The sequence below is a fragment of the Streptomyces sp. NPDC048424 genome (genome assembly GCF_040651555.1).
In the GTDB taxonomy this organism is placed as follows: domain Bacteria; phylum Actinomycetota; class Actinomycetes; order Streptomycetales; family Streptomycetaceae; genus Streptomyces.
In genome coordinates this window covers 139,612-165,408 of sequence record NZ_JBEZKE010000005.1, presented here as the reverse complement: position 1 = coordinate 165,408, position 25,797 = coordinate 139,612, and the positions used below count along the sequence as shown (strand labels likewise).

The 25,797-nt window shown below is 70.6% G+C and carries 24 protein-coding genes and 2 pseudogenes; 7 read left to right on the top strand and 19 right to left on the bottom strand.

The genetic code is table 11. The features are described 5' to 3' along the window. Nucleotides 1–2 precede the first annotated feature (2 nt). The 3 genes and pseudogenes from AB0D29_RS09470 to AB0D29_RS09460 form a co-directional block, all read left to right on the top strand. Nucleotides 3–419 (top strand): annotated as a pseudogene (locus AB0D29_RS09470) (hypothetical protein); the annotation flags it as partial. A 100-nt stretch (nucleotides 420–519) separates the two neighbouring features. Continuing rightward, the gene (locus tag AB0D29_RS09465; protein ID WP_362852953.1) at nucleotides 520–1,167 is read left to right on the top strand and encodes an endonuclease; all 648 of its coding nucleotides are present in this window, start codon (nucleotides 520–522) and stop codon (nucleotides 1,165–1,167) included. 421 nt (nucleotides 1,168–1,588) lie between these two features. Further along, nucleotides 1,589–2,854 (top strand): cation:proton antiporter, encoded by a 1,266-nt coding sequence (locus AB0D29_RS09460; RefSeq protein WP_362852952.1) that lies wholly within the window; start codon nucleotides 1,589–1,591, stop codon nucleotides 2,852–2,854. A gap of 302 nt (nucleotides 2,855–3,156) precedes the next feature. Here AB0D29_RS09460 and AB0D29_RS09455 read toward each other — a convergent pair whose 3' ends face one another. The 15 genes from AB0D29_RS09455 to AB0D29_RS09385 form a co-directional block, all read right to left on the bottom strand. Continuing rightward, nucleotides 3,157–3,474: a hypothetical protein gene (locus AB0D29_RS09455; RefSeq protein WP_362852951.1), complete on the bottom strand. Its 318-nt coding sequence runs from the start codon at nucleotides 3,472–3,474 to the stop codon at nucleotides 3,157–3,159. Between the two features lie 95 nt (nucleotides 3,475–3,569). Next, entirely contained in the window at nucleotides 3,570–3,836 is a 267-nt protein-coding gene (locus AB0D29_RS09450; protein ID WP_362852950.1) for a DUF4235 domain-containing protein, read from the bottom strand. Then, nucleotides 3,833–4,321, bottom strand: a complete 489-nt coding sequence (locus AB0D29_RS09445; RefSeq protein WP_362852949.1) for a DUF3618 domain-containing protein — start codon at nucleotides 4,319–4,321, stop codon at nucleotides 3,833–3,835. Before AB0D29_RS09445 ends, AB0D29_RS09450 begins: the two co-directional genes overlap by 4 nt. Next, on the bottom strand, nucleotides 4,318–4,731 hold the full coding sequence (locus AB0D29_RS09440) for a phage holin family protein (protein ID WP_362852948.1): 414 nt from the start codon (nucleotides 4,729–4,731) through the stop codon (nucleotides 4,318–4,320). Before AB0D29_RS09440 ends, AB0D29_RS09445 begins: the two co-directional genes overlap by 4 nt. Nucleotides 4,732–5,026: 295 nt before the next feature. Further along, entirely contained in the window at nucleotides 5,027–6,073 is a 1,047-nt protein-coding gene (locus AB0D29_RS09435) for a YihY/virulence factor BrkB family protein (protein ID WP_362852947.1), read from the bottom strand. Nucleotides 6,074–6,252: 179 nt separating this feature from the next. Continuing rightward, nucleotides 6,253–7,278, bottom strand: a complete 1,026-nt coding sequence (locus tag AB0D29_RS09430) for a magnesium and cobalt transport protein CorA (protein WP_362852946.1) — start codon at nucleotides 7,276–7,278, stop codon at nucleotides 6,253–6,255. Between the two features lie 112 nt (nucleotides 7,279–7,390). Beyond that, the gene (locus tag AB0D29_RS09425; RefSeq protein WP_362852945.1) at nucleotides 7,391–8,398 is read right to left on the bottom strand and encodes an iron-containing redox enzyme family protein; all 1,008 of its coding nucleotides are present in this window, start codon (nucleotides 8,396–8,398) and stop codon (nucleotides 7,391–7,393) included. Nucleotides 8,399–8,428: 30 nt separating this feature from the next. Continuing rightward, nucleotides 8,429–8,683, bottom strand: coding sequence for a CDGSH iron-sulfur domain-containing protein (locus AB0D29_RS09420; protein ID WP_362852944.1), 255 nt, complete (start codon nucleotides 8,681–8,683; stop codon nucleotides 8,429–8,431). Continuing rightward, the gene (locus tag AB0D29_RS09415) at nucleotides 8,667–9,353 is read right to left on the bottom strand and encodes a HemK2/MTQ2 family protein methyltransferase (RefSeq protein ID WP_362852943.1); all 687 of its coding nucleotides are present in this window, start codon (nucleotides 9,351–9,353) and stop codon (nucleotides 8,667–8,669) included. Before AB0D29_RS09415 ends, AB0D29_RS09420 begins: the two co-directional genes overlap by 17 nt. A gap of 269 nt (nucleotides 9,354–9,622) precedes the next feature. Next, nucleotides 9,623–11,860 carry a catalase gene (locus AB0D29_RS09410; RefSeq protein ID WP_362852942.1) on the bottom strand — a complete coding sequence of 746 codons (2,238 nt, stop codon included), beginning with the start codon at nucleotides 11,858–11,860 and terminating at the stop codon, nucleotides 9,623–9,625. Between the two features lie 166 nt (nucleotides 11,861–12,026). Then, a complete protein-coding gene (locus AB0D29_RS09405; protein WP_362852941.1) occupies nucleotides 12,027–13,493 on the bottom strand; it encodes an ornithine decarboxylase in 1,467 nt (488 codons plus the stop codon). 39 nt (nucleotides 13,494–13,532) lie between these two features. Continuing rightward, entirely contained in the window at nucleotides 13,533–15,518 is a 1,986-nt protein-coding gene (locus AB0D29_RS09400; protein ID WP_362852940.1) for a prolyl oligopeptidase family serine peptidase, read from the bottom strand. 160 nt (nucleotides 15,519–15,678) lie between these two features. Next, nucleotides 15,679–17,460: an N-acetylglutaminylglutamine amidotransferase gene (locus AB0D29_RS09395; protein ID WP_362852939.1), complete on the bottom strand. Its 1,782-nt coding sequence runs from the start codon at nucleotides 17,458–17,460 to the stop codon at nucleotides 15,679–15,681. Nucleotides 17,461–17,709: 249 nt separating this feature from the next. Beyond that, a complete protein-coding gene (locus tag AB0D29_RS09390) occupies nucleotides 17,710–18,414 on the bottom strand; it encodes a DUF6766 family protein (RefSeq protein WP_362852938.1) in 705 nt (234 codons plus the stop codon). Nucleotides 18,415–18,496: 82 nt separating this feature from the next. Then, nucleotides 18,497–18,907, bottom strand: a complete 411-nt coding sequence (locus AB0D29_RS09385) for a hypothetical protein (protein ID WP_362852937.1) — start codon at nucleotides 18,905–18,907, stop codon at nucleotides 18,497–18,499. Between the two features lie 268 nt (nucleotides 18,908–19,175). On the opposite strand from AB0D29_RS09385, the gene AB0D29_RS09380 reads away from it, so the two are divergent. The 3 genes from AB0D29_RS09380 to AB0D29_RS09370 all read left to right on the top strand — a co-directional run bounded on the left by AB0D29_RS09380 (nucleotide 19,176) and on the right by AB0D29_RS09370 (nucleotide 20,566). After that, nucleotides 19,176–19,526, top strand: a complete 351-nt coding sequence (locus AB0D29_RS09380) for a PRC-barrel domain-containing protein (RefSeq protein ID WP_362852936.1) — start codon at nucleotides 19,176–19,178, stop codon at nucleotides 19,524–19,526. Between the two features lie 244 nt (nucleotides 19,527–19,770). Next, nucleotides 19,771–20,046 carry an isoamylase early set domain-containing protein gene (locus tag AB0D29_RS09375; protein ID WP_362852935.1) on the top strand — a complete coding sequence of 92 codons (276 nt, stop codon included), beginning with the start codon at nucleotides 19,771–19,773 and terminating at the stop codon, nucleotides 20,044–20,046. 118 nt (nucleotides 20,047–20,164) lie between these two features. Continuing rightward, the gene (locus tag AB0D29_RS09370; protein ID WP_362852934.1) at nucleotides 20,165–20,566 is read left to right on the top strand and encodes a cofilin family protein; all 402 of its coding nucleotides are present in this window, start codon (nucleotides 20,165–20,167) and stop codon (nucleotides 20,564–20,566) included. A 54-nt stretch (nucleotides 20,567–20,620) separates the two neighbouring features. Here the strand turns inward: AB0D29_RS09370 and AB0D29_RS09365 are convergent, their stop codons facing one another. The 4 genes and pseudogenes from AB0D29_RS09365 to AB0D29_RS09350 all read right to left on the bottom strand — a co-directional run bounded on the left by AB0D29_RS09365 (nucleotide 20,621) and on the right by AB0D29_RS09350 (nucleotide 24,248). Next, complete coding sequence (locus AB0D29_RS09365; RefSeq protein WP_362852933.1) at nucleotides 20,621–21,016, bottom strand: ATP-binding protein; 396 nt, start codon at nucleotides 21,014–21,016, stop codon at nucleotides 20,621–20,623. A 99-nt stretch (nucleotides 21,017–21,115) separates the two neighbouring features. Next, nucleotides 21,116–22,308: pseudogene (locus AB0D29_RS09360) on the bottom strand (PP2C family protein-serine/threonine phosphatase). A gap of 354 nt (nucleotides 22,309–22,662) precedes the next feature. Further along, entirely contained in the window at nucleotides 22,663–22,929 is a 267-nt protein-coding gene (locus AB0D29_RS09355; RefSeq protein ID WP_362852932.1) for a DUF5133 domain-containing protein, read from the bottom strand. A 296-nt stretch (nucleotides 22,930–23,225) separates the two neighbouring features. Further along, on the bottom strand, nucleotides 23,226–24,248 hold the full coding sequence (locus tag AB0D29_RS09350; RefSeq protein ID WP_362852931.1) for a DNA topoisomerase IB: 1,023 nt from the start codon (nucleotides 24,246–24,248) through the stop codon (nucleotides 23,226–23,228). Between the two features lie 285 nt (nucleotides 24,249–24,533). Here AB0D29_RS09350 and AB0D29_RS09345 point away from each other — a divergent pair, with 285 nt between their 5' ends. Continuing rightward, a complete protein-coding gene (locus tag AB0D29_RS09345; protein ID WP_362852930.1) occupies nucleotides 24,534–25,739 on the top strand; it encodes an amidohydrolase in 1,206 nt (401 codons plus the stop codon). Nucleotides 25,740–25,797 lie beyond the last annotated feature (58 nt).

Sequence of the window (25,797 nt, the reverse complement as noted above, 5' to 3'; positions counted from 1 at the left end):
TCGTGTTCCGCGCCGGAGGTGCGGCATGCCTGGAACGTCTCGTACAGGAGCTGGCAGAGATCCGAGCCGGTATCGGCTCATTGCTCCTGGACCTCGACTGCGCTCCGTACCCGGCCCCTGTGGACGGCCTGGCCGCGGTCGACGCGTGGGCGGCCGGGCGGCGGGTCACCGTGGTGGCTCTCGCCCCAGCTACCGCCACATGGGAGTGCGCCATCCCGGCGTCCCGGCGCTGCGCGCGGCGAGGCCGGCTCTACCTCGACATCGGGCGCAAGGCCTACGCCCAGAGCGCCGTCGCCCCCTACGCCGTCGGCGCCCGCCGTGGAGCCCCCGTCGCGACCCCACTGACCTGGAGCGACCTCGACGACCCGGACCTCACCTCCCGCCGCTGGACCCTCGCCACCGTCGACGATCTGCTGAAAGACGACCCGTGGCGAGCCCCTCCCCGGCCCCGCTCCCTCCGACGGGCCCGCAACCTCCTCACCGCACTGCACTCACCCGTGACGAAGCGAGCCCGACACCATGACACAGCGACAACACAAGACCGTACGAAGGCTGATGGACGCCTACGGGCAGACCCACTCCGAGGAAGCCGGCATCAGGCTGCGGAATACACCCGCGCCCCTCTACCAACTGCTCACGCTCTGCGTGCTCTTCTCCGTACGCATCAAGGCCGACATCGCGGTGGCCGCCGCCCGCGAGCTGTTCGGCACCGGGATGCGCACGCCCCGGGCGATGGCGGACGCCTCCTGGCAGGACCGGGTGGACGCACTCGGCCGGGCCCACTACCGCCGCTACGACGAGAGCACGTCCACCGCGCTGGGCGCCGGGGCGGAACTCGCCCTCGACCGGTACCGCGGCGACCTGCGCCGGCTCCGCGACCAGGCCGAGGGGGATCCCGCCCGGATCCGCGAACTGCTGAGGGAGTTTCCGCGGATCGGGCCGGTGGGCGCCGACATCTTCTGCCGCGAGGCCCAAGCCCTTTGGCCCGAGCTGCGCCCGTCGTTCGACGACCGTGCTCGCAAGGCCGCCTCCGAACTCGGGCTCCCGACCACGTCTCAGAGCCTTGCACATCTGGTGGACACCGAATCCCTGCCGAGGCTGGCAGCCGCCCTGGTGCGAGTCGAGCTTTCCGTGGACGCTGTCGACGATCTCCTGAAGGCCGGCTGACACCGCGGACGAAGTTCCCGGCAAGATGACGCAGAGGGCCGTATCCGACGGCTCCACGTCGTCTATGCGCGGCACGGTTGCGCCCGGCCGATAGTCCGCCCGCTCCCGCCCGCTCCCGCCCGCTCCGCTCCGCTCCGCTCCGCTCCGAAGACTTCAGCCCACCGCCCGAGGCCATACCACCGCGCTTCATGGAAACCGCCCGCCCGTACGAGGCTGCCCCAGTCAACGACGTACGCAGCACGTCATGCGAGGCGACGTGCCCCGGCGGGTCTGACCTGCCAGTGTCGATGGGTACGACGGCGAAAGTCGGCAAGCGTCCTCCGTGCTGCGCCGGCGGACACCACGCATCGAGCAGCAGAGGTGTACCGAGGATGCCCGTTGCAAGATCGGGTAGGCGGTCCCAGGAGGGTTTCGTACGGGAATGGGGATCGGTTTGACGGGGATCGACGTGGTGTACGCCTGCGCGGGTCTGGGGGCTTTGTGTGCGGCGGTACTTCCGACCGCCCTGGCGAAGCGGCCCCTGTCGTTGCCCATGGTGTTCCTGGTGGCGGGTTTCCTGGTGTTCCTGCTGCCGCTCGACGCGCTCCCGTCACTGGATCCCGTCCGGCACCGCAGCCTGGTGGAGCACCTCACGGAGGTCTGCGTCGTGGTCGCGTTGATGGGCGCGGGACTGGCCATCAACAGACCTCCGGGCCGGCGTGCCTGGTCGACGACGTGGCGGCTGCTGGGCTTGGCCATGCCCCTGACGATCCTGCTCACCGCGGCAGTGGCGGGGTGGCTGGTGGGCTGGCCGCCGGCCGTCGCTCTCATGGTCGCGGCTGCCCTCGCTCCTACGGACCCGGTGCTGGCCGCAGAAGTACGCGTGGGCGAGCCGACAGACGATGAGGACGACGAGGACGAAGTTCGCTTCGCGCTGACCAGCGAGGCAGGGTTGAACGACGGTCTGGCCTTCCCGTTCGTCCTGGCGGCCATCGCGCTGACCACGGCCTCGGCGACGGGCTGGTCGACGGACGGGCTGTGGCACTGGGTGTGGAGCGACATCCTGGTGCGCAGCGCGGTGGGACTGGCCGTGGGGTTCGGCGTCGGGCGGCTCCTCGGCCGGATGTTCTTCCAGGCTTCCTGGAAGGCGCTGCGGCTGTCCGAGCACCGTGAGGGTTTCGTCGCGCTCGCCGCGACGTTCACGGCCTACGGGCTGACGGAGCTCCTCCACGGCTACGGTTTCCTCGCCGTGTTCGTCGCGGCCTGCACGATCCGGAACGCCGAACGCGCCCACCGGTACCACCGCGTCATGCATGCCTTTACCGATCAGGTCGAGAGGCTTCTCACGGCTGTCATCCTCTTCCTCGTCGGCGGCTTCATCGCCGACGGTGGCCTTGCTGCACTGACCTGGCGCGGAGCCGTTCTGGGGCTGGTGCTCTTCCTGCTGATCCGCCCGGCCGTCGGCTGGGCCGTCCAGATGCGGGGCAATGCCACAGGGAAGGAACGAGTCATCATTGCGGTGTTCGGCATCCGGGGCATCGGCTCGTTCTTCTATCTTGCGTACGCTCTGGGTGAGGCCGATTTCGCCGCGCCCGCGCGCGAGCTGTGGGCCGTGGTGACGTTCACCGTGTTGCTCTCGGTACTCCTGCACGGCGTCACAGCGACACCCGTTACGGCCCGGCTCGACCGCTCTCCCCCGGATGGATGAGAAAATCCGAACCTCGATGGCTCTTCTCGTGTGATCGGTCTGCTGGGCCGGGCCCGGCAGGCCGGACGCGGACAGCGCGGGGCCGGTCGAGGTCGAGGAGCGCGCCATGTGCGTGGAACTTCCCTCGGGTTCGTTCCACGGAGTGCCAGGACTTCGACATCGATGGCCGATCGGGGGCTCACGGCCGAGCCTTGTTGATGTGACCGACGATGGTGGCCGTGCTCCTGGCGAGCCGACTCGGGTCGGGGTCGGGCCGGGAAGGGCCGTACGTCCAAGAGCTCCGGCGCACACGGCCGCAGTTGTCAGCTCTGGGTGCGGCCTGGGTCGGAGCGCGGGTAGAGCGGGACGATGCTCGCCCAGTACCGGTCGAGGTGCGCGTCGGCTGTCTTCAGCGTTTGATTGTCGGCCAGGTCGAGGAAGGCTGCGTGCAGACCGACCACACGCTCGTGACCCGAGCCGGCCCCGGCCGGGTCGGATGCCATCCGGCGCCAAGGGGCGCGGGCGGCGCTGGCACCGTGCCCGTGGTTGCCTCGGGCGCGGCTGTACCACCACCGCCCCGTGAGGACGCCTGCGGTGACGGCTGCGGCGGCCAGCACGCGCAGACCGTGTTGCACGGCCATGCTTCCTCCACGAAGGGACCGTTGTCGGTAAGGGGGTGCGTCGGGCGACGGGCGGTGCCGGCCGGCTCGGGGCGGGGGGCCGGCACCGCGGCTGGTCAGCTCGGCCAGGTACCCGTCACACGCCGAATCACTACGGCCCCCGACCGGTCGACCGAGGCCTTGACCACGGCGAAGACCGCCCCCTGGATGGCTGCGGCGAGCACGATCTGCTTCCAGCTCCGGTCCTCGTCGGTGGCGTCAGGAGCATCGCCCTCGCCCTCGATGAGCTTCCACGCCTGCTTGAAGGCGGCGCCCGCGATCACGCCGCTGAGGACGCCCAGGGCCAGCCCGACGGGCTTGTAGGCGATCTTGGATGCCTTCATCGGCGACGTCCTCGGCTGCGGCGGACCAGTAGGAAGACGGCTACGGCGGCTCCGGCCACCAGGAGCGGGGTGCGGTTGGTGCGTACAGCCGTCGCTGCCTGGCCGGCCCGTTCCAGAAGCGGGTCGGGGGCCTTGTCCGTCGCGTACTGGCCCGCCTTGGCCGCACTCTGCCGTACATGCACTGCGGCCTGCACGGTCTTCTCCAGGAGCGGGTCGGGGGTCTTGTCCTTCACCGCTTGGGCGGCCTGCTGCGCCGTCTCGCGGATCTGGTCGGAGACCAGCGCTGCCTTCTCGGCGGCCTGGCCCTTGACGGCGGCCGCCTTCTCCTTGGCCTGGGCCTTGATGTCGGCCTTCGCGGCGAGGGCCTCGACGGTCCGGCCGAGCTCGTCGCGGGTGCGTTCGACCTGATCGTGCAGTTCGGCGGAGCCGGTGCCGGCAGGTGTGGGGGCGGGGGTGCCGATGTTGGTTCGGGCTTCGTCGTTCATCGGTGTGCCTTCTCCTTGATCTCGGCCAGGTCGGCCCTGACGCTGTCGATGGTCTGCTCGGGGGCCGGGGTACCGGCCCGAGCGATCTGCTTCTTTCCGGCCAGGCCGGCCCCGGCCGCCACGATCCCCAAGACCACGGTGATGATGAGGGCGGACGCCCACACCGGCAGAACCAGCGCGAGAGCGGCGATACAGGTTGCCGTCAGAGCCTGGAGTGCCAGAAGGCCGATGATTCCTGTGGCCCCGAAGAGACCGCCGCCCTTCCCGTAGCGCCTGCCCTTCTCGGTCATCTCCGCCCGGGCCAGCTGCATCTCCTCGCGTACCAGCTCGGAGATCTGCTGGGAGGCGCGTGAAACCAGGACGCCCACCGAGTCCTCGGCCGCGTGGGACTGCCGCTCTACCGTGCTCATGATGGGGACACCTTGCCTTTCGTCAATCTGCTGGAACGGGCGACACGTCAGCCAGGTGCTCTGCTCAGCGCTGGTGGTGTCCTGGATGGGGACATCGGCGCTGCACTCGACCGAGGCGATGCCGTTCTGCGTTCGAGGACGGTCATGTCGCCGTCACGGCGCGCCTACCCCGCAACCGCGACGGCACCCGCGCGGCAACCAGCGTTGTACGAAAGGTGGCTCGACAGCAGCCCGGGGGGCGATCTCACACGGCCATGGTGTGCTGATCTCACGGCGAGCCGTGTTCACGCGTGAGTCAGTGCTCCGTCCGGCGGCGGTCGCCGTCGCTCCACGCACGGGTGTCGCGGGGCTCGACGTACGGCTCCTCGTCCTCGGGCAGTCCGCCGGCGATCGCGCGCTGCCGGGCCATTTCCGCGTCGAACTCCAGCCCGAGGAGGATCGCGAGGTTGGTGATCCACAGCCACACCAGGAAGATGATCACGCCGGCGAGGGTGCCGTAGGTCTTGTTGTAAGAAGCGAAGTTCGCGACGTAGAACGCGAAGCCTGCGGAGGCGGCCATCCAGATCGCCAGCGCCAGGAGGCTGCCCGGCGTCACCCACTTGAAGCCACGGCCCTTCGCGTTCGGGGCGGCCCAGTAGAGAATCGCGATCATGATCGTGACGAGGAGGACCAGCACCGGCCACTTCGCGATCGACCACACGGTCAGGGCGGTGTCCCCGATCCCCAGAGCGGTGCCCGCCTGCCGGGCGAGAGAGCCGGAGACGACGACGATGAGCGCGCTGGCGCAGGCCAGGACCATCAGCGTGACGGTGAGAACCAGGCGCAGCGGGAGAACCTTCCATGCGGGGCGGCCCTCGGGCACGTCATAGACGGCGTTCGAGGCGCGGATGAACGCGGCAATGTAGCCGGACGCCGACCACACGGCGACGACGAGGCCGACGACCGCCAGGAGCGATCCGACGCCGGAGTGGCCCTGGAGCTGCTGCACGGCGTCGGTGATCACGTCCCGCGCCGGGCCGGGTGCCAGTTTCTGCAGGTTGTCCAGGACCTGCTTCGTCGCGGACTCACCCGCGATGCCCAGCAGGGACACCAGCACGAGCAGGGCGGGGAAGAGGGCGAGGACTCCGTAGTAGGTCAGCGCTGCGGCCCGGTCGGCGAGCTCGTCGTCCTTGAACTCCTTCACGGTGCCGCGCAGCACGGCCTTCCACGACCGCTTGGGCAGCTCGGTGGGCCGGTCGGGTGCCCGCTCCTCCACCTGCGGGTCCGGGCCCGCCGAGCTCTCGTGGCCGGTGCCCCCGCGATCGTCGTCCCCGCCTGGTCCTGGGTTCGGTGTGCGTGTCATACCCTGCGCCTTTCCGCCGCGGCGCCAGTCATGTCCGCGAGGGCACTCGAGAACCCGGGCCTTGCCCGTAGGGGCGCCTGGATTGCCCACGTCTCGGTGGGGGCCGGCTGCCGCACTGCCCGCGGCGCGACACCAGGACAAGGAGCCGGCGGGGCCAGGGCGGCTCCCGGTGCAGGTTTCTACAGCCAGCCGTTGCGGCGGAAGGCGCGGTATAGGGCGCCTGCCGCGATCGCCATGAGAGCGACCGCCCACGGGTAGCCGTAGGTCCAGCCGAGTTCCGGCATGTGTTCGAAGTTCATGCCGTACACGCCGGCGACCATCGTGGGGATCGCGAAGATGGCTGCCCACGCGGAGATGCGTCGCATGTCGTCGTTCTGCCAGGTGCCCACGCGGGCCTGCTGCGCGCCGAGGACGGAGTCCAGCAGTGCGTCCAGGGTGCGCACCTCGGTGTCGGTTCGGTGCAGGTGATCGGCGACGTCACGGATGTACGGGGCGATCTTCGGCTGGTGGACCTTCTCGCCCGGTTCGCCGGACAGGAGGCCTTGGACCACCGGAACGAGCGGCTGCACGGCATCACGGAACTCGCGGACCTCGCGCTTGAGGGAGTAGATGTTCTCGGTGTGGTCGATGCGGGACGTCGAGAACACCTCGTCCTCGAGCCGGTCGAGCGTGGCGCGCACCCTTCGGGCGGCGTCGCCGTACGCATCGACGGCGACGTCCAGCACGGCGTGCAGCACAGCCGTGGGGCCATGGCACAGCATGTCCGGATCGGTGTCCAGCCGGCGGGCAACCTCGGTGCAGGGATCGATCGTTCCGTGGCTCACGGTGAGGACGCTGCGAGGCCCAACGAAGATCATGACGTCGCCGGTCTCCACCGCCGTTTCCTCTTCCACATACCGCAGTGTCTTCAGCGCGACGGCCAGGACGTCGCCGAAGCGCTCGCGCTTCGGACGCTGTCGCCCGTGGAGCGCGTCCTCGACAGCCAGCGGGTGAAGGCCCAGTTCCTCGGACAGCTCCACCAGTTCACCTTCCGAGGGGCCTGCCAGCCGGACCCAGGCGAACTCGCCTTCGCCCATGTCCCGCAGCCGCTTGAGGGCGACCCGGCAGGTGTCGTCCGGCAGCTCGCACTCCACATGCTCCGACCGGCCTGAGCCCTGGTCGTATATGACACATTCCATCTCCCGCGCATGCTTCACCAGCCCCATTTCATGCGCCCGCAGCCGGCCATCGTCCTGCGTTCGCCGTGTGGCGGGAGACACCGGAGCAAGCTCGTGCAGGCGTGCAGATGCGATAAGGAGCCGCCACCGGACCCGGATCTCACCCCTCATGCTCGTGCAGGGGCGTGCGCAGTGCGCTGCGTTCGTGATCCCAGGCTTCGCGGATGTGGCTCGCGAGACGGTCTTCGAGGAGGACGGTCGCCGCACAGCCGAGCGCGATGTCCTCTTCGAGGTCCGGTTCGTCGACGAGGAGGCCGCCGATCACTTCGTGGCGGACGACCTGCTCGTGTACGGCGTCGGCCTCGACGTGTTCGGCGTAGAAGTGCTCGGCGGCCGGACCCGCGCCGCAGCGTCGCATGGCCTTGGCCAGGCGGCGGGAGCCGGGCGAGGAGGTGACCTCGACGCACGCGAAGTGACCGACGAGCGCGCCGCGCAGCGCCCGGTGCAGGCCGAACAGGGACATGAGGTTCACGGTCGCGAGCAGCGGGGCCGGCGCCCGGTCCAGGTACCGGCCGTACGTGGGGTCCAGCCGGAGGTCGGACATGAGGTCGGCGAAGAGCTGGGCGTGGATGCGTTCGGCGCGGCCGGCGCCGAACTCGTCGTACTCGATGGCGACCATGGCGGCCTTGGCCCGCCCGGTCAGCCGGGGGATGACCCAGGCGTGCGGATCGGCCTCCTTGAGATGGTAGAGAGAACGCAGGGCCGCGTACTCGCGCAACTGCCAGAGCTCCCCCTCCGTTTCGAGGTGGTGACTCAGGCTGCCGGAGAGGTCGACGGGCTCGACGAGGAGCGGGGCGAAGGCGTCCCCGACCGTCCGGGGTGCATCGGACAGCTCGGTGCGCAGGGCGTCCAGGAAGCGCGCTTCCATCGCCTGGCGCAGTCGCAGCAGGTCCGGGTCCCACTCGCGTGCGTCGTCCACGCCGTCGAACCCGCGGTAGTGGAGCTCGTAGAGGAGGTAGAGGGCGAGCTGGAGGTCCTCGCCCCACGGGTCGGCCTCCAGCTCCGCCCCCGGGGGCGCATCGCGGCGGACCCCCGGACCGCAGGGCGTCCGACACGGCGCAGGACAACTCGCCCCGCCCCTGCACGAGATGGGGGCTCTGGTCTGCAACGGTGACCGTGTCCGGGCCGGGAGCGGGCATCACGGGTTCCTGTCCTCAGGCTGCGGCGAGGTTCGTTCGCGGGGGCGGTGGCTGGTGTCGCACCAGGGGTACGTACGGCTGCGACGGCATGTGCAGATGGCGACCGCGAAGCGGTCGGAGCGTGCGATCGTCCCGTCGTCCAGGACGGTTTCGACGGGGCCCTCGATGAGGACGGGCCCCTGCGGGTCCACGGACACGCGGCGCGCGGGCTTCACCTCGGCCGGGCACGGACTGGAGTCAGAGGTTCTGGGCACGGATGACCACCAGCTCTTCGCACTCCTCGGCCTCGCTCGCCAGCCCGCGCCGCTCCAGCCAGATCCGCCGCGAGCGCAGGACCGGGCCCCAGGGAACGGACGCCGACGCTGTGACCTGCGCGGACAGCCCTGCCCCGGCCAGCCGGTCCACGGTCTCCTCGGCCCCGCACATGCCGGAGTGCACCATCAGCAGAGCGCCGCCGGGGCGCAGCAGAGCGGAAGCGGTCGCGCAGATCCGGTCGATCACGAGGCGGCCGTCCGGGCCGGCGTCCCAGGCGCGCTGCGGCCCCCGCGAGGGCAATGTCACGCCCGGAGCGGGCACGTACGGCGGATTCGCCACGATCAGGTCGAAGCGTCGGCCGACGGTACGGGCCCTGAAATCGCCGTGCAGGACGCGCAGGGGAAGCCGGTGGATCAGGGCGTTCATACGCGCTGATGCGACGGCCGCCCAGGAGACGTCGACCGCCGTGACCGTGGCCCCTCTGCGAGCGGCGTGCAGAGCGAGCGCGCCGGTTCCGGTGCCGATTTCGAGGACGCTGGTGCGGGGGCCCAGCTCCTCGCGGGCAAGTGCCTCGGCAAGCAGGTGCGTGTCCGCCTGCGGCCGGTAGACACTCGGCAGGGCGACCAGGCCCCCGGTGAGAGTTCTCGAGGTGAGAGCCGTACTGGACATCGCGTACCTCCGGGGATCGCGGCGCCCGTAAGGCCGCTTCTGGACGTCATCCGGCGGCTGCCCAGGGTGGGCGACCTCATGCAGGTGCCGGCGATCTTCGGAGCATCGGACGGAATCGGAGAGGGGAACACGGACGAAGGCCGAGCCGTCGAGATCGGGCCGATGAGGAGGCGGTACCCCGCCGGGGCGAAGGGGTAGCGGCGGGTGAGAACGGGCTCACGGCTGAGGTCACGGTGGGCCCGTTCTCGTCGTTTCCCGCCTCTGACCCCTCAGACAGCCGGCGGGAACCTGTCCCAGGCCCGGTGCTCGGCCAAGGCTGCGGCAACGGTCTCTACGACGGCCGTACCGTCCTCCCCCAGCGCGATACCCGGGTCGTCGGCTGTGATGCCGGCGGTCTCGAGGAGCTGGTCGGCGCCGTTCCAGCTGCCGATGGCCTTGCCGTGCCGGTACGCCTCGGTGACGAGCAGGAGCACGCGCGGGTCGATGGCTTGCGGGGGCCGGACGGTGCCGGCCTTGGCGTCGCGGGCGCCGTACGCGTCCGCTCCGGCCTGGGGCACACCGGCGAGCAGGACGGCGTCGAATTCGGTGGAGCGGGCCGTAGCGTAAGTCCGCTGGACCCCGATCGGATCGCCGGGACCGAGGGTGCCGCCGGTCGGGGCGATGACGAGGGGCACCATGCCCGTGTCGAGGACGGCTTGCCGGGCGGCCCGTACGCCGTCCAGGTCGGCCGCGGCGTCCGCGATGATGCCGATGACGCGGCCGTCGGTCGGCCAGGTACCGCCCATCTGGGATAGGGCCGGGCTGGGGTCGGGCGCGGCGAGCGGCTCGGTGGCCGCCGGGGCCGGCAGTCCGAGGCCCGTTGCGACCTGTTCGCACAGCTGCGGGTCGATGTTCGCCAGGACCTGGAGGGTGCGCTCCTTGACGGCCTGCTCATAGCACTTGTTCAGTTCGAAGGTGTACGCGGCGATGATGTGCTCGCGTTCGGGCGGGGTCATGCTGAGCCAGAACAGCCGCGGCTGGGTGAAGTGGTCCGAGAACGAGGCGGGCGCCTCACGGACCTTGCTCGCCGCCGGAACCTTCACCGGTGTTTCGATGAAGGCTCCCTTGTCGGCTCCGGCGAAGAAGGGGCAGCCGCCGTCGAGGCTGTTGGGGTGGTAGGGGGCGACCCCGGTGTGGACGGCACTCTGGTGCATGCCGTCGCGGAGCATGTCGTTGACGGGGGCGTGCGGCCGGTTGACCGGGATCTGACCGAAGTTGGGGCCGCCGAGGCGGCTGATCTGTGTGTCGAGGTACGAGAAGAGCCGTCCGGCGAGCAGCGGGTCGTCGGTGACGTCGATGCCTGGAACCAAGTGCCCCGGGTGGAAGGCGACTTGCTCGGTCTCGGCGAAGTAGTTCTTGGTATTCGCGTTCAGGGTCATCAGCCCGATGGGCTGGACCGGCGCGAGCTCCTCCGGGACGATCTTCGTCGGATCGAGGAGGTCGATGCCTTCGAAGGTCTGGACCGGGGTGTCGGGGAAGACCTGGATGCCGAGCTCCCACTGCGGGTACGCACCGGATTCGATGGCGTCGAAGAGGTCCCGGCGATGGAAGTCGGGATCCATACCGTTGATCAGCTGCGCTTCCTCCCAGACCAGCGAGTGCACGCCCAGCTTCGGCTTCCAGTGGAACTTCACCAGCACGCTTTCGCCGACCGCGTTGACCAGGCGGAACGTGTGGACGCCAAAGCCTTCCATCATCCGGTAGGACCTCGGGATCCCGCGGTCGGACATGTTCCACAGGGTGTGGTGCGTGGCTTCGGTGTGGAGCGAGACGAAGTCCCAGAACGTATCGTGCGCGCTCTGCGCCTGCGGGATCTCCCGGTCGGGATGCGGCTTGCCGGCGTGGATGATGTCGGGGAACTTGACAGCGTCCTGGATGAAGAAGACCGGGATGTTGTTGCCGACCAGGTCGAAGGTGCCTTCCTCGGTGTAGAACTTCGTGGCGAACCCGCGGGTGTCACGCACCGTGTCCGCCGAGCCGCGCGAGCCGAGGACGGTGGAGAACCTCACGAACACGGGTGTCTCCACGTCCTTCGCGAGGAAGGCGGCACGCGTCACCTCGCCTGCGGTTCCATAGCCCTGGAAGACCCCGTGCGCGGCGGCTCCGCGCGCATGCACCACTCGTTCCGGGATTCGCTCGTGGTCGAAATGCGTGATCTTCTCGCGCAAATGGTGGTCCTGGAGAAGGACCGGCCCCCGCGGTCCGGCCTTCAGCGAGTGATCGGTGTCGTGGAGCCGTGCCCCTTGGGCGGTGGTGAGGTAAGCACCGCTCTGCGCCACACGTGCCTGCTCCGCGCCGGTGGCCTGTCCAGTGGGGCTCACGGTCTCCGGCCCTTCCTGGTCCGCTTTGGGCGGGAGAGGCTCCGCGGGCTGCGTCGGCTCGGCCACGCCTGGGGACACCGGTCCCGGCTTGCCCGGCACGCCGTCCTCGTCCGGCTCCGAGGCGGCAGGGCTGTGCTTCGTCGTCATCGTATGTCTCCAAGGAGTGGGCTGTGGAACGCTTGAGCCATGACCGGGAGGCACCCGCTCCCAAACGGCGGCCATGTGCTTCTCACCCGCCTCAGCGGCGTTTCGGGCATCTGCCCCGACAGCAGAGCGGCGAGACGGCAGGGCGGCTATCCGTTCCGCACTGAGGTCACTCTTCGATGAGCACGCGGACGCTCGTGACCTCCGTGTCGACCGCGTCCGGCACGACCATGCCCGCCTCCACCCCGGTCCGCAGGTAGCGCAGAACGTCCCTGGTGAGGCGCTCGCCGGGCAGGGCCGCCGGGATGCCGGGCGGGTACGGGGTCAGCATTTCGGCGGCGATCCGGCCGTCCGCCTCCTGCCAGGGCACCTGCTCCGTCCGGCCGAAGAAGGCGTCGCGGGGCAGCGCCGCCTGCTCCAGCCTCAGCCGCGACGGCGGCGGGACCTCCACGGGCTGCCCGGTCCGGAGTTCCGCGGCATGCGCGGCCAGGTCGGTCAGGGCCGTCAGCAGCACCTCCGCCGTGTCGCTGTCGTCGGCGTGGGTGAGCTGTGCGCTGATGCGGCGGTGGTCGGCGATGTGGAGGTTGATGCGGTGCTTGTCCCGCAGCCAGTCGGCGGCCCGGTAGCCGGTGACCTCCCACGCGCTGATGTCGATGATGATCTGGAGGGGGTCCATGTCCGCCGCCCGGCCCGGCCCGCAGAAGTCGTCGCGACCGTGCACGTGCATGCCGTCGATACGGGAAATCCGCTCGCGGGTCTTGTGAGCGAGGGCGAGTGCGTGGTCGTAGAGGGCCTCGCCCTGCTCGACCATCTGCCGGCGCCAGCCGTCCAGCGCCGCATAGACGAGCGACGAGGGGCTGGTGGTCCCCAGCAGGTCCTCACGGCTCTTGAGCACCTCCGGTTTGACCAGGTCACCCTGGAGGTGGAAGACGGAGCTCTGTTCGAGGCCGGAGCCCATCTTGTGCACGGAGGTGACGCACACGTCGGCGCCGGCGTCCATGGCCCACGTGGGAAGGTCGGGGTGGAAGGGCAGGTGGGCGCCCCATGCCTCGTCGACGATGAGGGGCCGACCCCTGCGGTGGCAGACCTCGGCGATGGCGGCCAGGTCCGAGCAGGTGCCGTAGGGGGTCGGTGTGGTCACCAGCGCGCCGCGGGCGTCGGGATGCTCGGCGAAAGCCGCCTCGAAAGCCTCGGCCGTCGGCGGATGTGCGAGGTGACGCTCCGCGTCCCACTGCGGATCCACCCAGACGGGCCGGATGCCCGAGAGGATCAGACCCGACACCACTGATTTGTGCGCGTCCCGGCCGACCAGCAGCTTCTCGTGCGGTCCGGCGACCGACAGCATGGCCGACTTCACCGACAGTGAGCTGCCGCAGGTGGAGAAGAACGCATGGTCCGCCCCGACGGCGTCCGCCATCAGCGCCTGTGCTTCTTCCAGGACGCCGTGGGACGACGTACGGTCGTCCAGGCCGCTGGTGGCGAGGACATCGGACCGGAACACCGCTTCGCCGAGCACGGCCCGCACCCTCGGGTCGGCCCCCCGCCCCTGCTTGTGTCCCGGGGGAGTGAACGGGGTCTGCCCGCTTTCGTGGTAGGCGGCCAACGCATCGAGTACCGGCGCTTTCGACTGGTCCATGCCTCGCGCCTGCCCCGAGACCGTCGGCGAAAACGGGCATCATGACGGGGCGGGACGGAGATGCCGCTCCAGCCAGTCCGCGGCAGCGCGCCGGTAGAGCCGACGGTTGTCCGCCCGAAGGAATTCGTGGCCCTCGTTGCGCAGCGTCAGCTGTCGTGCCGGCACTCCGCGGTCGCGTGCCGCGCGGACGAACTGCGCCGATTCCGTCGGCGGCACGTTGGTGTCGTGCTCCCCGTGGACGGCCAGCACGGGGGCGCGGAGTTGATCGATGCGGCTCATCGGGGAAAGGGAGCGCAGCAGTTCCCGGTCGTGTTCGGGGTGCCCGTACTTGGCGGCTGCGGACTGCGCGATCCACGGCTCGGTTCCGGCGAAGAAGGTGGCGAAGTCCGACATCCCGCAGACCGCGACCCCGGTGCGGAAGAGGTCCGGATGCCACACGAGGGAGGCCATGGTGAGGTAGCCGCCGTACGAGCGGCCCATCACCCCCAGCCTCAGGGGGTCGGCGTAGCCGAGCGAGACCACGTGTGCGGCGCAGTCTGCGACGTCGTCGATCGCCGCGAACCGGCCGGCGCCAAGGTCGGCGTCCACGAAGGAGCGGCCCCAGCCGGACGAGCCGCGGACGTCGGGGGCGAACACGTCCAGGCCCCTGCCGAGGAGTTCGTGGTAGAGCGGATTGAACACGGGTCGTTCCTGTTCCTCCGGTCCGCCGTGGAGGTGGATGACGCACGGGGCCGGACGGCCCGGGTCCTGCTCCGGCGCCCGGTAGTACCAGCCACCGAGTACGAGCCCGTCGCGGGCCTCACACCGCAGGGGCACCGGGCGTACGGGAGGCCGCCCCGGCGGGACCGCGTCCTCGTCCCGAGCCGACCAGCCGGTGCGCGCGGGGACGAGTGCCTCGTCCAGCTCCCAGATCCCGGGCCTGCGCCTGGATCCCGAGAGGGCGGCGAAGAGTCCGCCGCGCTCCACGGGCGCGATCCGGGTCACCACCTCGTGGGGCAGGACGGGATGGTGGCGCGGTCCGATGTCGTCGTCCGTGCGGTCGGGGGTGAGCCCCACGCTTTCCAGCTCGGTCGCGCCGTGCACGTTCCAGGCGAGCACGGCCCACCGGCCGTGGTCGGGCACGCTCAGCAGATCGAGGGCGGAACCCTGCCGCTCGGCGGCGACGGACAGTCCCCGGGACCTGCCCTCCTCGTCCAGCCGTACCCTCAGCAGAGCCGCGAACTCCCGTTCCGCGTCGCTGCGCAGCCAGAGCGTCCGCGCGTCGGCGGAGAACCGGCCGATCCAGAAATCGCCGTCGGCGACGTGCACGTCGAAGGTGGTGCGGCCCGCAGCGATGTCGAGTACGAGGGCCTCCCGACGGCCACGCGGACCGCGGCGGAGGAGCGCGAAACGGCCGTCCGCACTCACGTCGCACACCCGGAGGGAGGCAGCTCCCTCCTCGCTGAACAGCAGAATCGGTGCGCTGGCTGCGTCCGGGGCGATCAGATAGGCCGCCAGGCCGCCTCTGCGGGCCGGGCCGAGGGCGGGTCCGTCGTGTTCGGGCGGCGCCGCTCCCCGTGTCTTTCCGCCGGCCGGCGACGTACCATCCGCTTCCGACGGCAGGTGTCCCGGTCCGGCGTGCTCCGATTGCACCGGCGACGGATGGGCCGCCGTGACGGCGAGGGCGGTGCCGTCGCGCGTCCAGCACCCGAGGTGAGCCGAACGCCCCGGCTCCGCGCCCGCGAGCACCTGGCGTCCGGTGCCGTCCGGGCGCACGACGAGAACACGGGTGTGCTCACCGCCCCCCGGCGCCGAGGTGTAGGCGATCCAGCGGCCGTCCGGCGACCAGGACACCTCCGTCACCGGGTCGGGGTCGCCGTCCAGCACGTGCGCCTCCACCCCCCGGGCGGGCCCGCTCCACAGCTGGGGGACCCCGGCCCTGTCGCAGATGAACGCGACGTGCTGGCCCGTCGGGTCGGCCGTCGGGTACCAACAGCCGTGGGCAGCGAGGAGGGTCGGCGGGTCGACGCCGCGGTGGACGGGCATCGCGACCGGCGCCGGGGCCGGTACCGGGTCCGGCGGGGGCCCTCCGGCAACGGCGGAACCGGCTGCCCCGCGGGGCGAACCGTGCTCGTGCCTCAGGGGTTTCGTGGGCTCCAGGGGCATGGGCCGCCTCTCCCAGGCTTCCGCTTCGCGTGTCGACCGTTCATTTGATTCCGTGCGTCTGCAGCCAGATTTCCAACGACGCTACCTGCCAAAGGGTGTTGGCCCCGCGTTTGGTGCGATGGCGGTTGGGTGCCTCAAGCAGGTCGTGGACCAGGCGCTGGTCGAAGATGCCGCGCCGGCGTGCTTCCGGGGCCGTGAGGGCGTGGTGTACGCGGGCGAGTACGGGCGCGGCCATGTGCCGTACCGCCGGCACTGGGAAGTAGCCCTTCGGCCGGTCGACGACTTCCAGGGGCAGGATCGTGCGTCCGATGTCCTTGAGCACGGCTTTGCCGCCCTGTGCGAGTTTGAGCTGCGGAGGGCAGGCCGCGGCCAGTTCGACCAGTTCGTGGTCAAGGAACGGCACCCTGGCCTCCAGGCCCCAGGCCATCGTCATGTTGTCGACCCGTTTGACGGGGTCGTCGGGCATGAGCGCGTGGACGTCCATGCGGAGGGCCGCGTCGAGGGCGGTCGTGGCCCCCGGCGCGGCCATGTGCGCCCGGACGAACTCCATCGAGGCGTCGTGGTCGGCGGTGAAGCCGGGGTGCAGCATGGCGGTGAGTTCGGCGTGCGTCCGGTCGAAGTACGCGTCCGCGTAGGCCCCGTCGGCATCATGCCGGGCGGCTGCGGCGATCTGCGGGTACCAGTGGTAGCCGGCGAACACCTCGTCCGCGCCCTGGCCGCAGAGGACGACCTTGACCTCCTTGGAAACCTGTTCCGACAGCATGTGGAACGCCACGGCGTCGTGGCTGACCATCGGCTCGCTCATGGCGCCGATCGCGGCTTCCAGCGCGGACGGCAGCCGGTCGGACGGGATCATGAGCTGGTGGTGGTCGGTCGAGTACCGTCGCGCGATCAGGTCCGAATACCGGAACTCGTCTCCGTCCTCCCCGTTCTCCGCCTCGAAGCCCATGGCGAAGGTCGCGAGGTCCTCCTGCCCCGCCTCGGCGAGCAGCGCCACGATCAGGCTGGAGTCCAGCCCGCCCGACAGGAGCACGCCCACGGGGACGTCCGCGACCGTGCGCCGCCGCACCGCCGTACGCAGCGCGTCGTGCACCGCTTCCTGCCAGAGCTCCGGGTCCTCGCCGAGCTCGGAGTGCCGGGTGTACGCCGGCTGCCAGTAGCAGTGGTCACGGTGCGTACCGTCCCGCTCGACGACGCGGACGGTGGCCGGCGGAAGCTTCCGTACGCCGTTCAGGACCGTGCGGGGCGCCGGGACCGTACCGTGCCAGCTCAGGTACTGGTGCAGTGCCACCGGGTCGAGGGACGTGTCGACTCCCCCGCCCGCCAGCAGCGCGGGCAGGGAGGAAGCGAAGCGCAGCCTGTCGCCGTCCTGCGTGATGTACAGGGGCTTGATCCCCAACCGGTCGCGGCCCAGTACGACACGGCCGGTGCGGTGCTCGACGACGGCGAAGGCGAACATGCCGATGAGGGACTCGACGCACTCCCGGCCCCACTCTGCGTACGCCTTGACGACCACCTCGGTGTCGGAGCGGGAGAAGAATCGATGCCCGAGCCCTTCCAGGCGGTCGCGCAGCTCGCGGTAGTTGTAGACGCAGCCGTTGAAGACCGCGGTGAGTCCCAGCTGCGCATCGGTCATGGGCTGGGAGCCCCACTCGGAAAGATCGATGATTTTCAGGCGCCGATGTCCGAGCGCCACCGCGCCCTGCGACCACGCCCCTCTGCCGTCCGGTCCCCGCGGCTCCAAGATGTCGGTCATGCGTTCGACGGCGGCGAGGTCCGGTCGCCGGCCGTCGAAGCGCACCTCCCCGCTCAAGCCGCACACGGGGTACCCCCCACGTGCACGGCGCCTCGGGGGCGCCACCCCCGCAGGGCCTCGCTCATCGTGGAGCACCTGGTCACGTACGCCATCACTACACTCCCGTGCCACTTCGGCCGACGATGGGCAGGTCGTCCCGAACGGGCGATCGACATACGAGGCGCCTGCCCACCCGAGCGCCCCTTAAGCGGTCGCTGTCCCTCGCCGGCCCTATGACCGCGCAGCCGATGCCGGGGCCGATGCGGGCCGGAGGCGTCAGCCCTCGACGCCCGTCGACGTGTGGGCGGCGCCCACCGGCTTGGACTCGGGTGAGCCGCGCTGGCGGAGGTAGACGGAGAGGATGACCATGGCGGCAACCGCCAGGAGCTCGGACTGCCAGTTCTGCAGGGTGCGGCTCCAGAAGTCCGGCAGGGTCAGGTACGTGCCCCAGCCCACGGGGGCCTGGAGCTGCCGCAGCCGCTGCTCGTCGAACGCCGACGTGCCCGCGATCGACTGCGCGGACCAGGATGCGAGGAACAAGCACCCCATCACGACTCCCAGCGAGCGCGAGTACAGCCGCTGCCGCCAGTCCTTCGTGGCCGCCCAACGGGGCGAGTCCTTCTTGGCGTGGTCGCCCAGGTGCTGTTCCTCGTCCGACTCGGTACCGATCTTGTGGAGTTCCTTCGACTCGGGTGAGCCCCGCTGGACCAGCCACACGGTGCCGAAGATGTAGAGGAAGAACTGAAGGAACTCCGACTGCCAGTTCTCGGTGACGTCCACGGCGAAGTCGGAGGTCGTCACGTATTCCCCCAGGCCGATCCGCTGGAGGCCGTCAACCGTGAGCTGATCGTTGAACTCGGCGTGCCCGGCGACGGCCTGCCCGATCAGGACCAGCAGGAACGCGATCCCGAACGCCAGGGTGAGGCTGTTGTCCCGCCAGAACCCGCGCCGTCGCGGTGTCCCTTCCGTGTCGTCACTCATCGCTGCATCGCCCCGATCGCGATGAAGTAGCCGAGCCCGCCCACCACCACCACGAGACAGGTCACGAAGAGGAAGCGCATCCTCAGCCGCCCTTCAGCACGCACTGGTAGGGCCGCTGTTCCCCCTGCGGGGTGCAACCGGCCGCAACGACCTTCCATCCCCCGCTGAACTGCGACAGGAACAGCGTGTCGCCGACGAGGCTCAGCATGGCCTGCCGCCCGAACACCTCGGTCGTACGGACCGCCCCGGCGTGTGGCAGCTCCTCCTCGCCCAATGCCTCCCCGCACGTCCTCTTTTGGTCCTGTTCCAGCTGCCCCCGCGTTTCGGGCGCCAGCAGGCGGCAGGCGGCCCCGTGGTCCCCGGAGGCCAGAGCTCGCTCGAACCGTTCACCGGCGGCCCGCGCCCCGTCCACCTTGGCTGCTGACGCCCCGCATCCGCTGAGGAGCGCCGCCACACCAGCGGCGCAGAGGACGGCGCGAGCGGCCCCTGCCATCGCCGGTCCCAGCAGCGCACCCGCTCGGGGCACAAGGATCGGTTTCACACGTCTCCTCACAGAAGAACCACGGCCCCCCACGTATGCCCGCGCATCCGTCCCGTTCCCCACACACCACCCGAGCGGCCCCGGCCGGCGCACGGCACGTGCAGGGCCGTTGGGGTGAGCATCGTGTGGCGCCCGGCGGAGCAGCAGTCGCACGGCTGCCCGCGGGGGCAGGGTGACGTGCGCATTCCCGTCCGGTCCCAACTGAGAAGCGGAGCATCCTGTGAGTGCAGACATGTGGAGCTACAACCCCGGATCGAGCTACACGCCGGGGACCCGCCTGATCGGCTTCAAGGTCGAAGCCAGTGACGGCCATATCGGCAAGGTCGACGAGCACACCGAGGACGTGGGCGCCTCGTACATCGTCGTGGACACCGGCCCGTGGATCTTCGGCAAGCACGTCCTGATCCCTGCCGGCACCATTGTCCGCGTCGACGCGAACGACGAGAAGGTCCACCTCAACCTCACCAAAGACCAGATCAAGGAGTCGCCCGAATACGACAAGGACAAGCACCGAGGCGACGCCGATTACCGCAGCCGGCTCGGCCAGTACTACGGCAGCGACCACAGCTGACCCCGGCCGCCGGTTGCCGCTGCGGCTCCCCACTCAGGAGAGCCGCAGTACCCCGGGTCGGCCCGGGCCGGGCTGAGGAAGCCGGACCTGCGGCCCGGGTACGCCGACCGTAGGCCTGGGCGCGGGCGTCGGACGGCCACCCGAGTGACCTCCGCTCGGGTTACGGCCCTGCGCTGCCGTGCACGTGCACGGCAGCGCGAAGATGTACGGACCGGTTCCCCTCCCCCGTGGCTGGAGTCTTTCCGTGCTCGAACGCAAGCAGCTCAAGGGCCGTACCCAGGTGACCTTCATCCTCCCCGACAACGCTCCGGACGGGCCTGTCAGCGTCGTCGGAGACTTCAACCAGTGGAACCCTGCCGCCCACCCGATGGCTTCGCGCGGAGACGGAACCCGCGCCGCAACCGTCGCTCTCCCCGCCAACAGCGCGCATTCCTTCCGCTACCTCGCCGTCGGCGACTACTGGTTCGACGACGAACAGGCCGACAGCCACGATGGCGTCAACAGCCGCCTGCATACCTGATCTGCGGCCTGCCGGATGCCGGCCGGACCGGGGGCATTCCTCGCGATCGTCAGGATCACGGCGCCCGCACTTGCCGCGCTGATCGCCGGATCCCGACCAGCACCGAGGTGAGTCCCCCGTGAGTAGCCCGACCGGCCTTTCCGAAGGTTCCCTTGCCGCCCTGCAGCACATGAGGGAGCAGCGTGAGATCAACACGGTGGTCCTTCGCTACGCGGGCGCCCAGGGTGTCCTGGTTCCGGAGACCGAGGGAAACCTGACGCACGACGAGCTGGTGGAGTCCCTGCCCGCGGACGAGCCGCGGCTGGTCGTCCACGAGCTGGCCTTCGCCAGCCCGGAGGGCACGCGACGGCACGCACAGCTCCTGATCTTCTGGATGCCGCCGGACGCCGGCGCGCAGGAACAGGCCTATTCGGACGGGTTCACGGCCGTGAAGGAGTTCCTCCCCGACGTTCACGTCCACCTCACGGCCAGACGTGCGAGCCAGCTCGAGCACCGAAGACTCGTTGCCCTGGCCGGCTGAGAACCTCACTTCTGTGCCGGCGGCAGCGGCGGCGGAGCGCCTACGCCACCGGGCCTACCAGGGGGCGCGGGCGCAGATGGTCTTGCCGCCGTCGGGGGTGGGTTCGATGTGCACGTCGGTGGTGAGGTGATTGATCAGTTGCCATCCCCATCCGCCGGTTCCGTCGAGGTGGGGCGGGCGCGGCTCGGGCGGGTCGGGGCTGGTGTCGGTGACGCGGATGTCGATGTGGTCACCGTTCAGTTCGAGGTGGAGCGAGGCGGGCCCACGGGTGTGGCGCATGGCGTTGGTCACCAGCTCGCCCACGACCAGGAGCACGGCGTCGTCGCTTCCCGGTTGGGCAGGCGGCCGTATGCGCCCGGCACGGCGGAGGAAGGCTCGGGTGGCGTCGCGCGCCGATGTCGTGGGCTGCCCACCGCGGGGCAGGGACCGATCAAGAGCGGGTGCATCCATGCGTCCTCCCTCCGCCGGGCTCTACGACGCACCTGCCCGATCCGGGGAGGACGAACCCGGCAAACAGCCCAAGAGGGTGCTCCCGGGCCAGGCATCGGCTCAGGTATTCGCGCGGCGGCTTCCGGTTGACGGGCCGTACCAGTCCAGACAGAGGACGGTTGCATCGTCTCTCGGCGGCCGGCCCTCGTAGGCGTCGGTGACCGCCGCGACCAGGGTGCGCACAACCTCGCGCGGATGCTCGGTTGCCGTCTTGCGGATGAGCCCGGCAGGTCGACTGCTTCGGCTTCGCGTTCCTGTACGCCATCGGTGTAGAGCACGAGGCGGTCACACGGGCGCAGGTCGAGGTCTTGTACCTGGTAGGAGCCTTGATGGGTGACTCCGAACGGCATGTCCACGGCCAGGCGCAGTTCATCGACTGCGCCGTTGCGCAGCCGCAAGGGCCAGGGATGGCCGGCATTGACGAGCTGGGCGTTGCTGCCGTCCAGGGCAATGCGCAGCAGCTGGCCGGTGGCGAAGGTCCGGCGACCATGGTCGAGGAGGGCCCGGTGCGTCTGGCGTGCCTGTTCGGCCAGGTCCGCTCCCGCGCGGCGCGCGCCGCGGGAGGCGTTGACCAGCAGGGTGGCCATGAGCGAGGCGTTGACGTCGTGGCCCATTGCATCGGTGATCGACAGGTGCAGGGTGCCGGTGTCGAGGCTGTAGTCGTACGTGTCGCCGGCGATGTCGGAGGCCGGGACCAGGGCTGCGGCAAGGGCGAACTCGGCAGCTTCACAGGAGGGGGCCGAAGGCAGGAGCTGGCGCTGGATCTCCGCGGCCAGGCTGACCGAGGCGGTGCGGTTGCCCCAGTGGTAGAGGTCGGTGAAGCGGCGGTCGGTGACGATGATGTACCCCAGCGCGTGCGCGGCCTCTTCGACCTGTTGCAGCACATCCGGCGTGACCTGAGTGAGGAACAGTTCCAGGACGCCGATGGTGTCGCCTCGGTTGGTGACGGGGGCGAGTACCCGATGCCCTTGCTCGCCCTCCTGTGCCAGCACCGGTTTCTGGCTGCGCAGGACATCGTCGTAGACGCTGCTGTCGGCGAGGGGGACCTGTGTGGCGCGCTCCTCCTGGTGGATGGCCGCCGTGTCGTGGGCGCGCAGGAGCCGTCGGCCGACGACATCGACGAACAGGAACGAAACGTATTGGCAGTCGAACCGGTCACGCAGGTTGCGCGCGACGACATCGAGGGAGTCCACCGGCGCGGCATCCTCCGCCGCTGCCAGCACCTCGGCCAGGCCGATCCGATCACGCGCCACATCAGCCTCCGCATCTCTGCCGCGGGACAAGCCGCGCCCTTCGCTCCTCCAAGTCCACCTCAGGCGGGGCGGAGCCGCATGGCAGGCGCGCCGACGGGCGGGTGGCCGTGGGAGGGCGGGTGCGGCAGGGCTTCTTTCGGACACTCTGCGCTCGATGCACGCCGGGCCGAGCGTATGCGGCTTTTGCGGGCAGGCGAACGTTGACCACGACCACGCACCGCCTCCGGGCGTCGGGGTCCGGAACGCCCGCACGGCCAGGCGGTGTGTTCTCTCACAGGCGACCAGCGGGAACTGATCGACGCCGTTCCGGCCACTGCCGTCTGACCGCCCCGCCGCCGGCACGGCGCGGGCGGACTATCCCGCCGCACCGCTCAAGGTCCGACCGTCTTGTGTCACCACCCCCGGGTCGTACGCGTCACCGAGCAATGCCGTGTGCAGCCGCGCCCGCGCAGCGGCCAGCGCTGCGTCTATGTCCCGCGTCCCGGTCGACACGCACAGGGTGTAGATCACGTCCTCCATCTGCTGGCGTACAGGCCCGTGGGGTCCTGCGGCCCGGAGCCCCGACTCCCTCTCGTACTCCTCCACCAGACGTGCCAGCACCGCGGGGTGAGTCATCAGCACGATCTCGCTCCTTCACATACGTCGCAGTCACAGGCGGCCGGCGGCTGGCGGCCCCCGACGCGTCGCCTGCCCCGGCACGGGCATCCCATGCGCCACAGGTGCCCGCGCGACGAAGGATCAGCCGGGGTGCCCCGGGTCCCGGACGGGTCGGCGTCAGATGTCGGCGTGTCGACGGCGGGCCACGGCCCGGGAACGACCGCGTGCGGCGCCGCTCCGCGGATCCCTCCTGAGACACCGCGGCGTGGCGGAACCGGATTCGGTGGCCGGAGGGTGAGCGGCATGCCGTTCCGGGCTGTTCACGGGCCGCCCCGGATGAGGAGGCGGCGCACTGCCTCTTCCACTGCGCCGTGCGTCGCGGGGTCCCCGTCCGCGGTGCTCGCGCCGAGCACGTCGAGTGCGGGCCGGATCGTGACGCCGTCCTCGAAGAGTTCGATCACGCGCGGGTTGATGTAGGACGCACGGCACACGGCCGGGGTGTTGCCGAGGTACCGACTCACCTCGCGGACCGCGCGTGCCTCCGCGCTCCGGCGGCGGGTGGAGGAGGCATCGGCCATGCCCTCGGAAACGGCCAGGGCGACGGCGGCGAGGACCGTTGCGTGCCACGTCCGGAAGTCCTTCGCAGTGAGATCGGCGGCGGCCCTGTCCCTCAGATAGTCGTTCACGTCATCTGCACGTACCTCGTGCCACGAGCCCGCCTCCCGGTAGACGAACAGCTGGGGCCCGTCGTCACGCCGCAGAAGCGCCCGGATCACCGCGAAGGAAGCCGGGTCTTCGAGAGACCGGATCTGCCGCTGCGCCGCCTTTCCCGGGAAGTCGAAGCGGACCTGCCCCCCGGAGCACCATGCGTGTTCACGCAACAGGGTGGTCAGGCCGTAGGCCTCGTGGTCACGGCGGTAAGCGGTGCCCCCGACCCGGAAGAAGCCGAGGTCCAGCAGCCGCGCCAGGCAGGCGAGCACGCGCTCCCGCACCAGCCCCCGCTCCCGCAGGTCCTCCTCCACCGCCACTCGCAGATGCGGCAGACGCGCGGACACTTCCAGGACGTGATCGTGCTTGGACGCCTCCCGCAGCTCACGGAACCGTTCGTGGTACAGGTACTGGCGCCTGCCGGCCGCGTCCGTCCCCATGGCCTGGATGTGCCCGTTCCCCCAAGGGCAGATCCAGACGTCCTTCCAGGCCGGTGGGATCGCCAGTGCTCGTAGTCGGACACGTTCCGGCTCATCGGTGATGCGGTGGCCCTCCGAGTCGACGAAGCGGAATCCGCTGCCGGCGCGCCGGCGGGTACAGCCCGGTCGGTCTGGACGGCTCGTACGGAGTCTCACGACCGGCCCCGCACACCGGAAGGTTCATTTGCCCTGATGGGGGACATACCGCACGTCTACCCGCCGGGTCCGCCCGCACTCCCCCGCTCCGTGCGGCCCCGCAGGGGCCGACTGTCTTTCCGCATGCCCACGAAGCGCCTCCGCCCGTCCACAACCCTTCCCACCGGTCCTCCTGCTTCCCGGATGCGCCTGCTGAGCAGTCACCCGCAGGCCGAGGGCCCGGCGCGAGCGCGCGTAATCGGCCGGCCTCCGGACAGAAGCGGGACGAGGCTACGAGGAGACGACATGGGCGACGCGGGCCATCCATCCGACGAGCTGTACCGGCGACTGCGGCGGGAGTGCGGCCGCCGGGCGGACGATCTGTGGGCTGTCAGCCGCGCCCTGCACGCGGATCCCGAGCTCGCCTACGAGGAGCACCGCGCGGCCCGGCTGCTGACCGGTGAACTCCGGCGGGCGGGGTTCGCCGTCGAGCCGGGGACGGCCGGCCTCGACACGGCGTTCGTGGCCCGCGCGGGAAGCGGGCGGGGGCGGTGCACGGCACTGCTGTTGGAGTACGACGCGCTGCCTGGCCTGGGACACGCATGCGGACACAACCTGATCGCGGCGGCCGGACTGGGGGCCGCGCTGGCGTTGCGCAGCGTATTGGAGGAGGAGTTCGAGGGCACCGTGCTCGCCGTGGGGACGCCGGCGGAAGAGCGGGGCGGGGGCAAGGTCGCTCTGGCCGAAGCGGGCGTGTTCGACGGTGTGGACGCTGCGCTGATGTTCCATCCCGGCGTGCACGACTGGTCATGGGCGCCGCTGACCGCGCAGACGCAGGTGCGCGTGGGCTTTCACGGCCGGGCAGCGCATCCGACGGGCGATCCCACCCGGGGGATCGATGCCCTGGCCGCCCTCATCCAGCTGTTCAACACGGCCGCCGTGATGGTCAGGCGGTTGCCGTCCGGCTCACACGTCCAGGGGATCGTCACCGACGGAGGCAGTGCGACCAACATCGTGCCGGCCTTCGCCGAAGGCCTGTTCGGCCTGCGCGCGGCCACGAGCGCCGCCCTCGATGCGCTGGCGGCCGAAATCGGCGCCTGGGCGGAAGGGGTGGCGGCCGCGACCGGCACCACGGTGGAGGTGACCCGCCTGGGCAAGGGCTACGCCCACTTCCGGGACAACGACGTCCTCTCGAACCGGTTCGGCCTGCACCTCGCACGCTCGGGCATCCGACTCACCCAACCCGTGGGCGGGGTGTTCCTTGGATCGTCCGACATCGGCGACGTCAGCAGCCGCGTCCCCGCCATCCATCCGTTCGTCGCGATCCTGGGCGAGGAAGCCTCGGACCACACCCCCGCCTTCGCGCGGGCCGCGGCCTCGGACCGGGGGCGTGTGGTGATGCTGGCGGCCGCCGAAGCCCTGGCCTGCACGGCCGCCGACGTCCTCAGCGACGCCGGCTTCACCGCCCGGGCCTGGGCCCGCCAGCAGGAGAAGGCGGCGGCGGGCCTCTGACGCCCGGGCCGCGGCGCTTGCTGCCGTCCCCAGCTACCCGTACGAGGGCGTGAGTGCG

Bases quoted from the DNA above. Each gene is read 5' to 3' on its own strand.
- AB0D29_RS09465 (WP_362852953.1), top strand. From the start codon at position 520: ATGACACAGCGACAACACAAGACCGTACGAAGGCTGATGGACGCCTAC.
- AB0D29_RS09460 (WP_362852952.1), top strand. From the start codon at position 1,589: ATGGGGATCGGTTTGACGGGGATCGACGTGGTGTACGCCTGCGCGGGT.
- AB0D29_RS09455 (WP_362852951.1), bottom strand. From the start codon at position 3,474: ATGGCCGTGCAACACGGTCTGCGCGTGCTGGCCGCCGCAGCCGTCACC.
- AB0D29_RS09450 (WP_362852950.1), bottom strand. From the start codon at position 3,836: ATGAAGGCATCCAAGATCGCCTACAAGCCCGTCGGGCTGGCCCTGGGC.
- AB0D29_RS09445 (WP_362852949.1), bottom strand. From the start codon at position 4,321: ATGAACGACGAAGCCCGAACCAACATCGGCACCCCCGCCCCCACACCT.
- AB0D29_RS09440 (WP_362852948.1), bottom strand. From the start codon at position 4,731: ATGAGCACGGTAGAGCGGCAGTCCCACGCGGCCGAGGACTCGGTGGGC.
- AB0D29_RS09435 (WP_362852947.1), bottom strand. From the start codon at position 6,073: ATGACACGCACACCGAACCCAGGACCAGGCGGGGACGACGATCGCGGG.
- AB0D29_RS09430 (WP_362852946.1), bottom strand. From the start codon at position 7,278: ATGGGGCTGGTGAAGCATGCGCGGGAGATGGAATGTGTCATATACGAC.
- AB0D29_RS09415 (WP_362852943.1), bottom strand. From the start codon at position 9,353: ATGTCCAGTACGGCTCTCACCTCGAGAACTCTCACCGGGGGCCTGGTC.
- AB0D29_RS09410 (WP_362852942.1), bottom strand. From the start codon at position 11,860: ATGACGACGAAGCACAGCCCTGCCGCCTCGGAGCCGGACGAGGACGGC.
- AB0D29_RS09405 (WP_362852941.1), bottom strand. From the start codon at position 13,493: ATGGACCAGTCGAAAGCGCCGGTACTCGATGCGTTGGCCGCCTACCAC.
- AB0D29_RS09400 (WP_362852940.1), bottom strand. From the start codon at position 15,518: ATGCCCGTCCACCGCGGCGTCGACCCGCCGACCCTCCTCGCTGCCCAC.
- AB0D29_RS09390 (WP_362852938.1), bottom strand. From the start codon at position 18,414: ATGAGTGACGACACGGAAGGGACACCGCGACGGCGCGGGTTCTGGCGG.
- AB0D29_RS09385 (WP_362852937.1), bottom strand. From the start codon at position 18,907: ATGGCAGGGGCCGCTCGCGCCGTCCTCTGCGCCGCTGGTGTGGCGGCG.
- AB0D29_RS09365 (WP_362852933.1), bottom strand. From the start codon at position 21,016: ATGGATGCACCCGCTCTTGATCGGTCCCTGCCCCGCGGTGGGCAGCCC.
- AB0D29_RS09345 (WP_362852930.1), top strand. From the start codon at position 24,534: ATGGGCGACGCGGGCCATCCATCCGACGAGCTGTACCGGCGACTGCGG.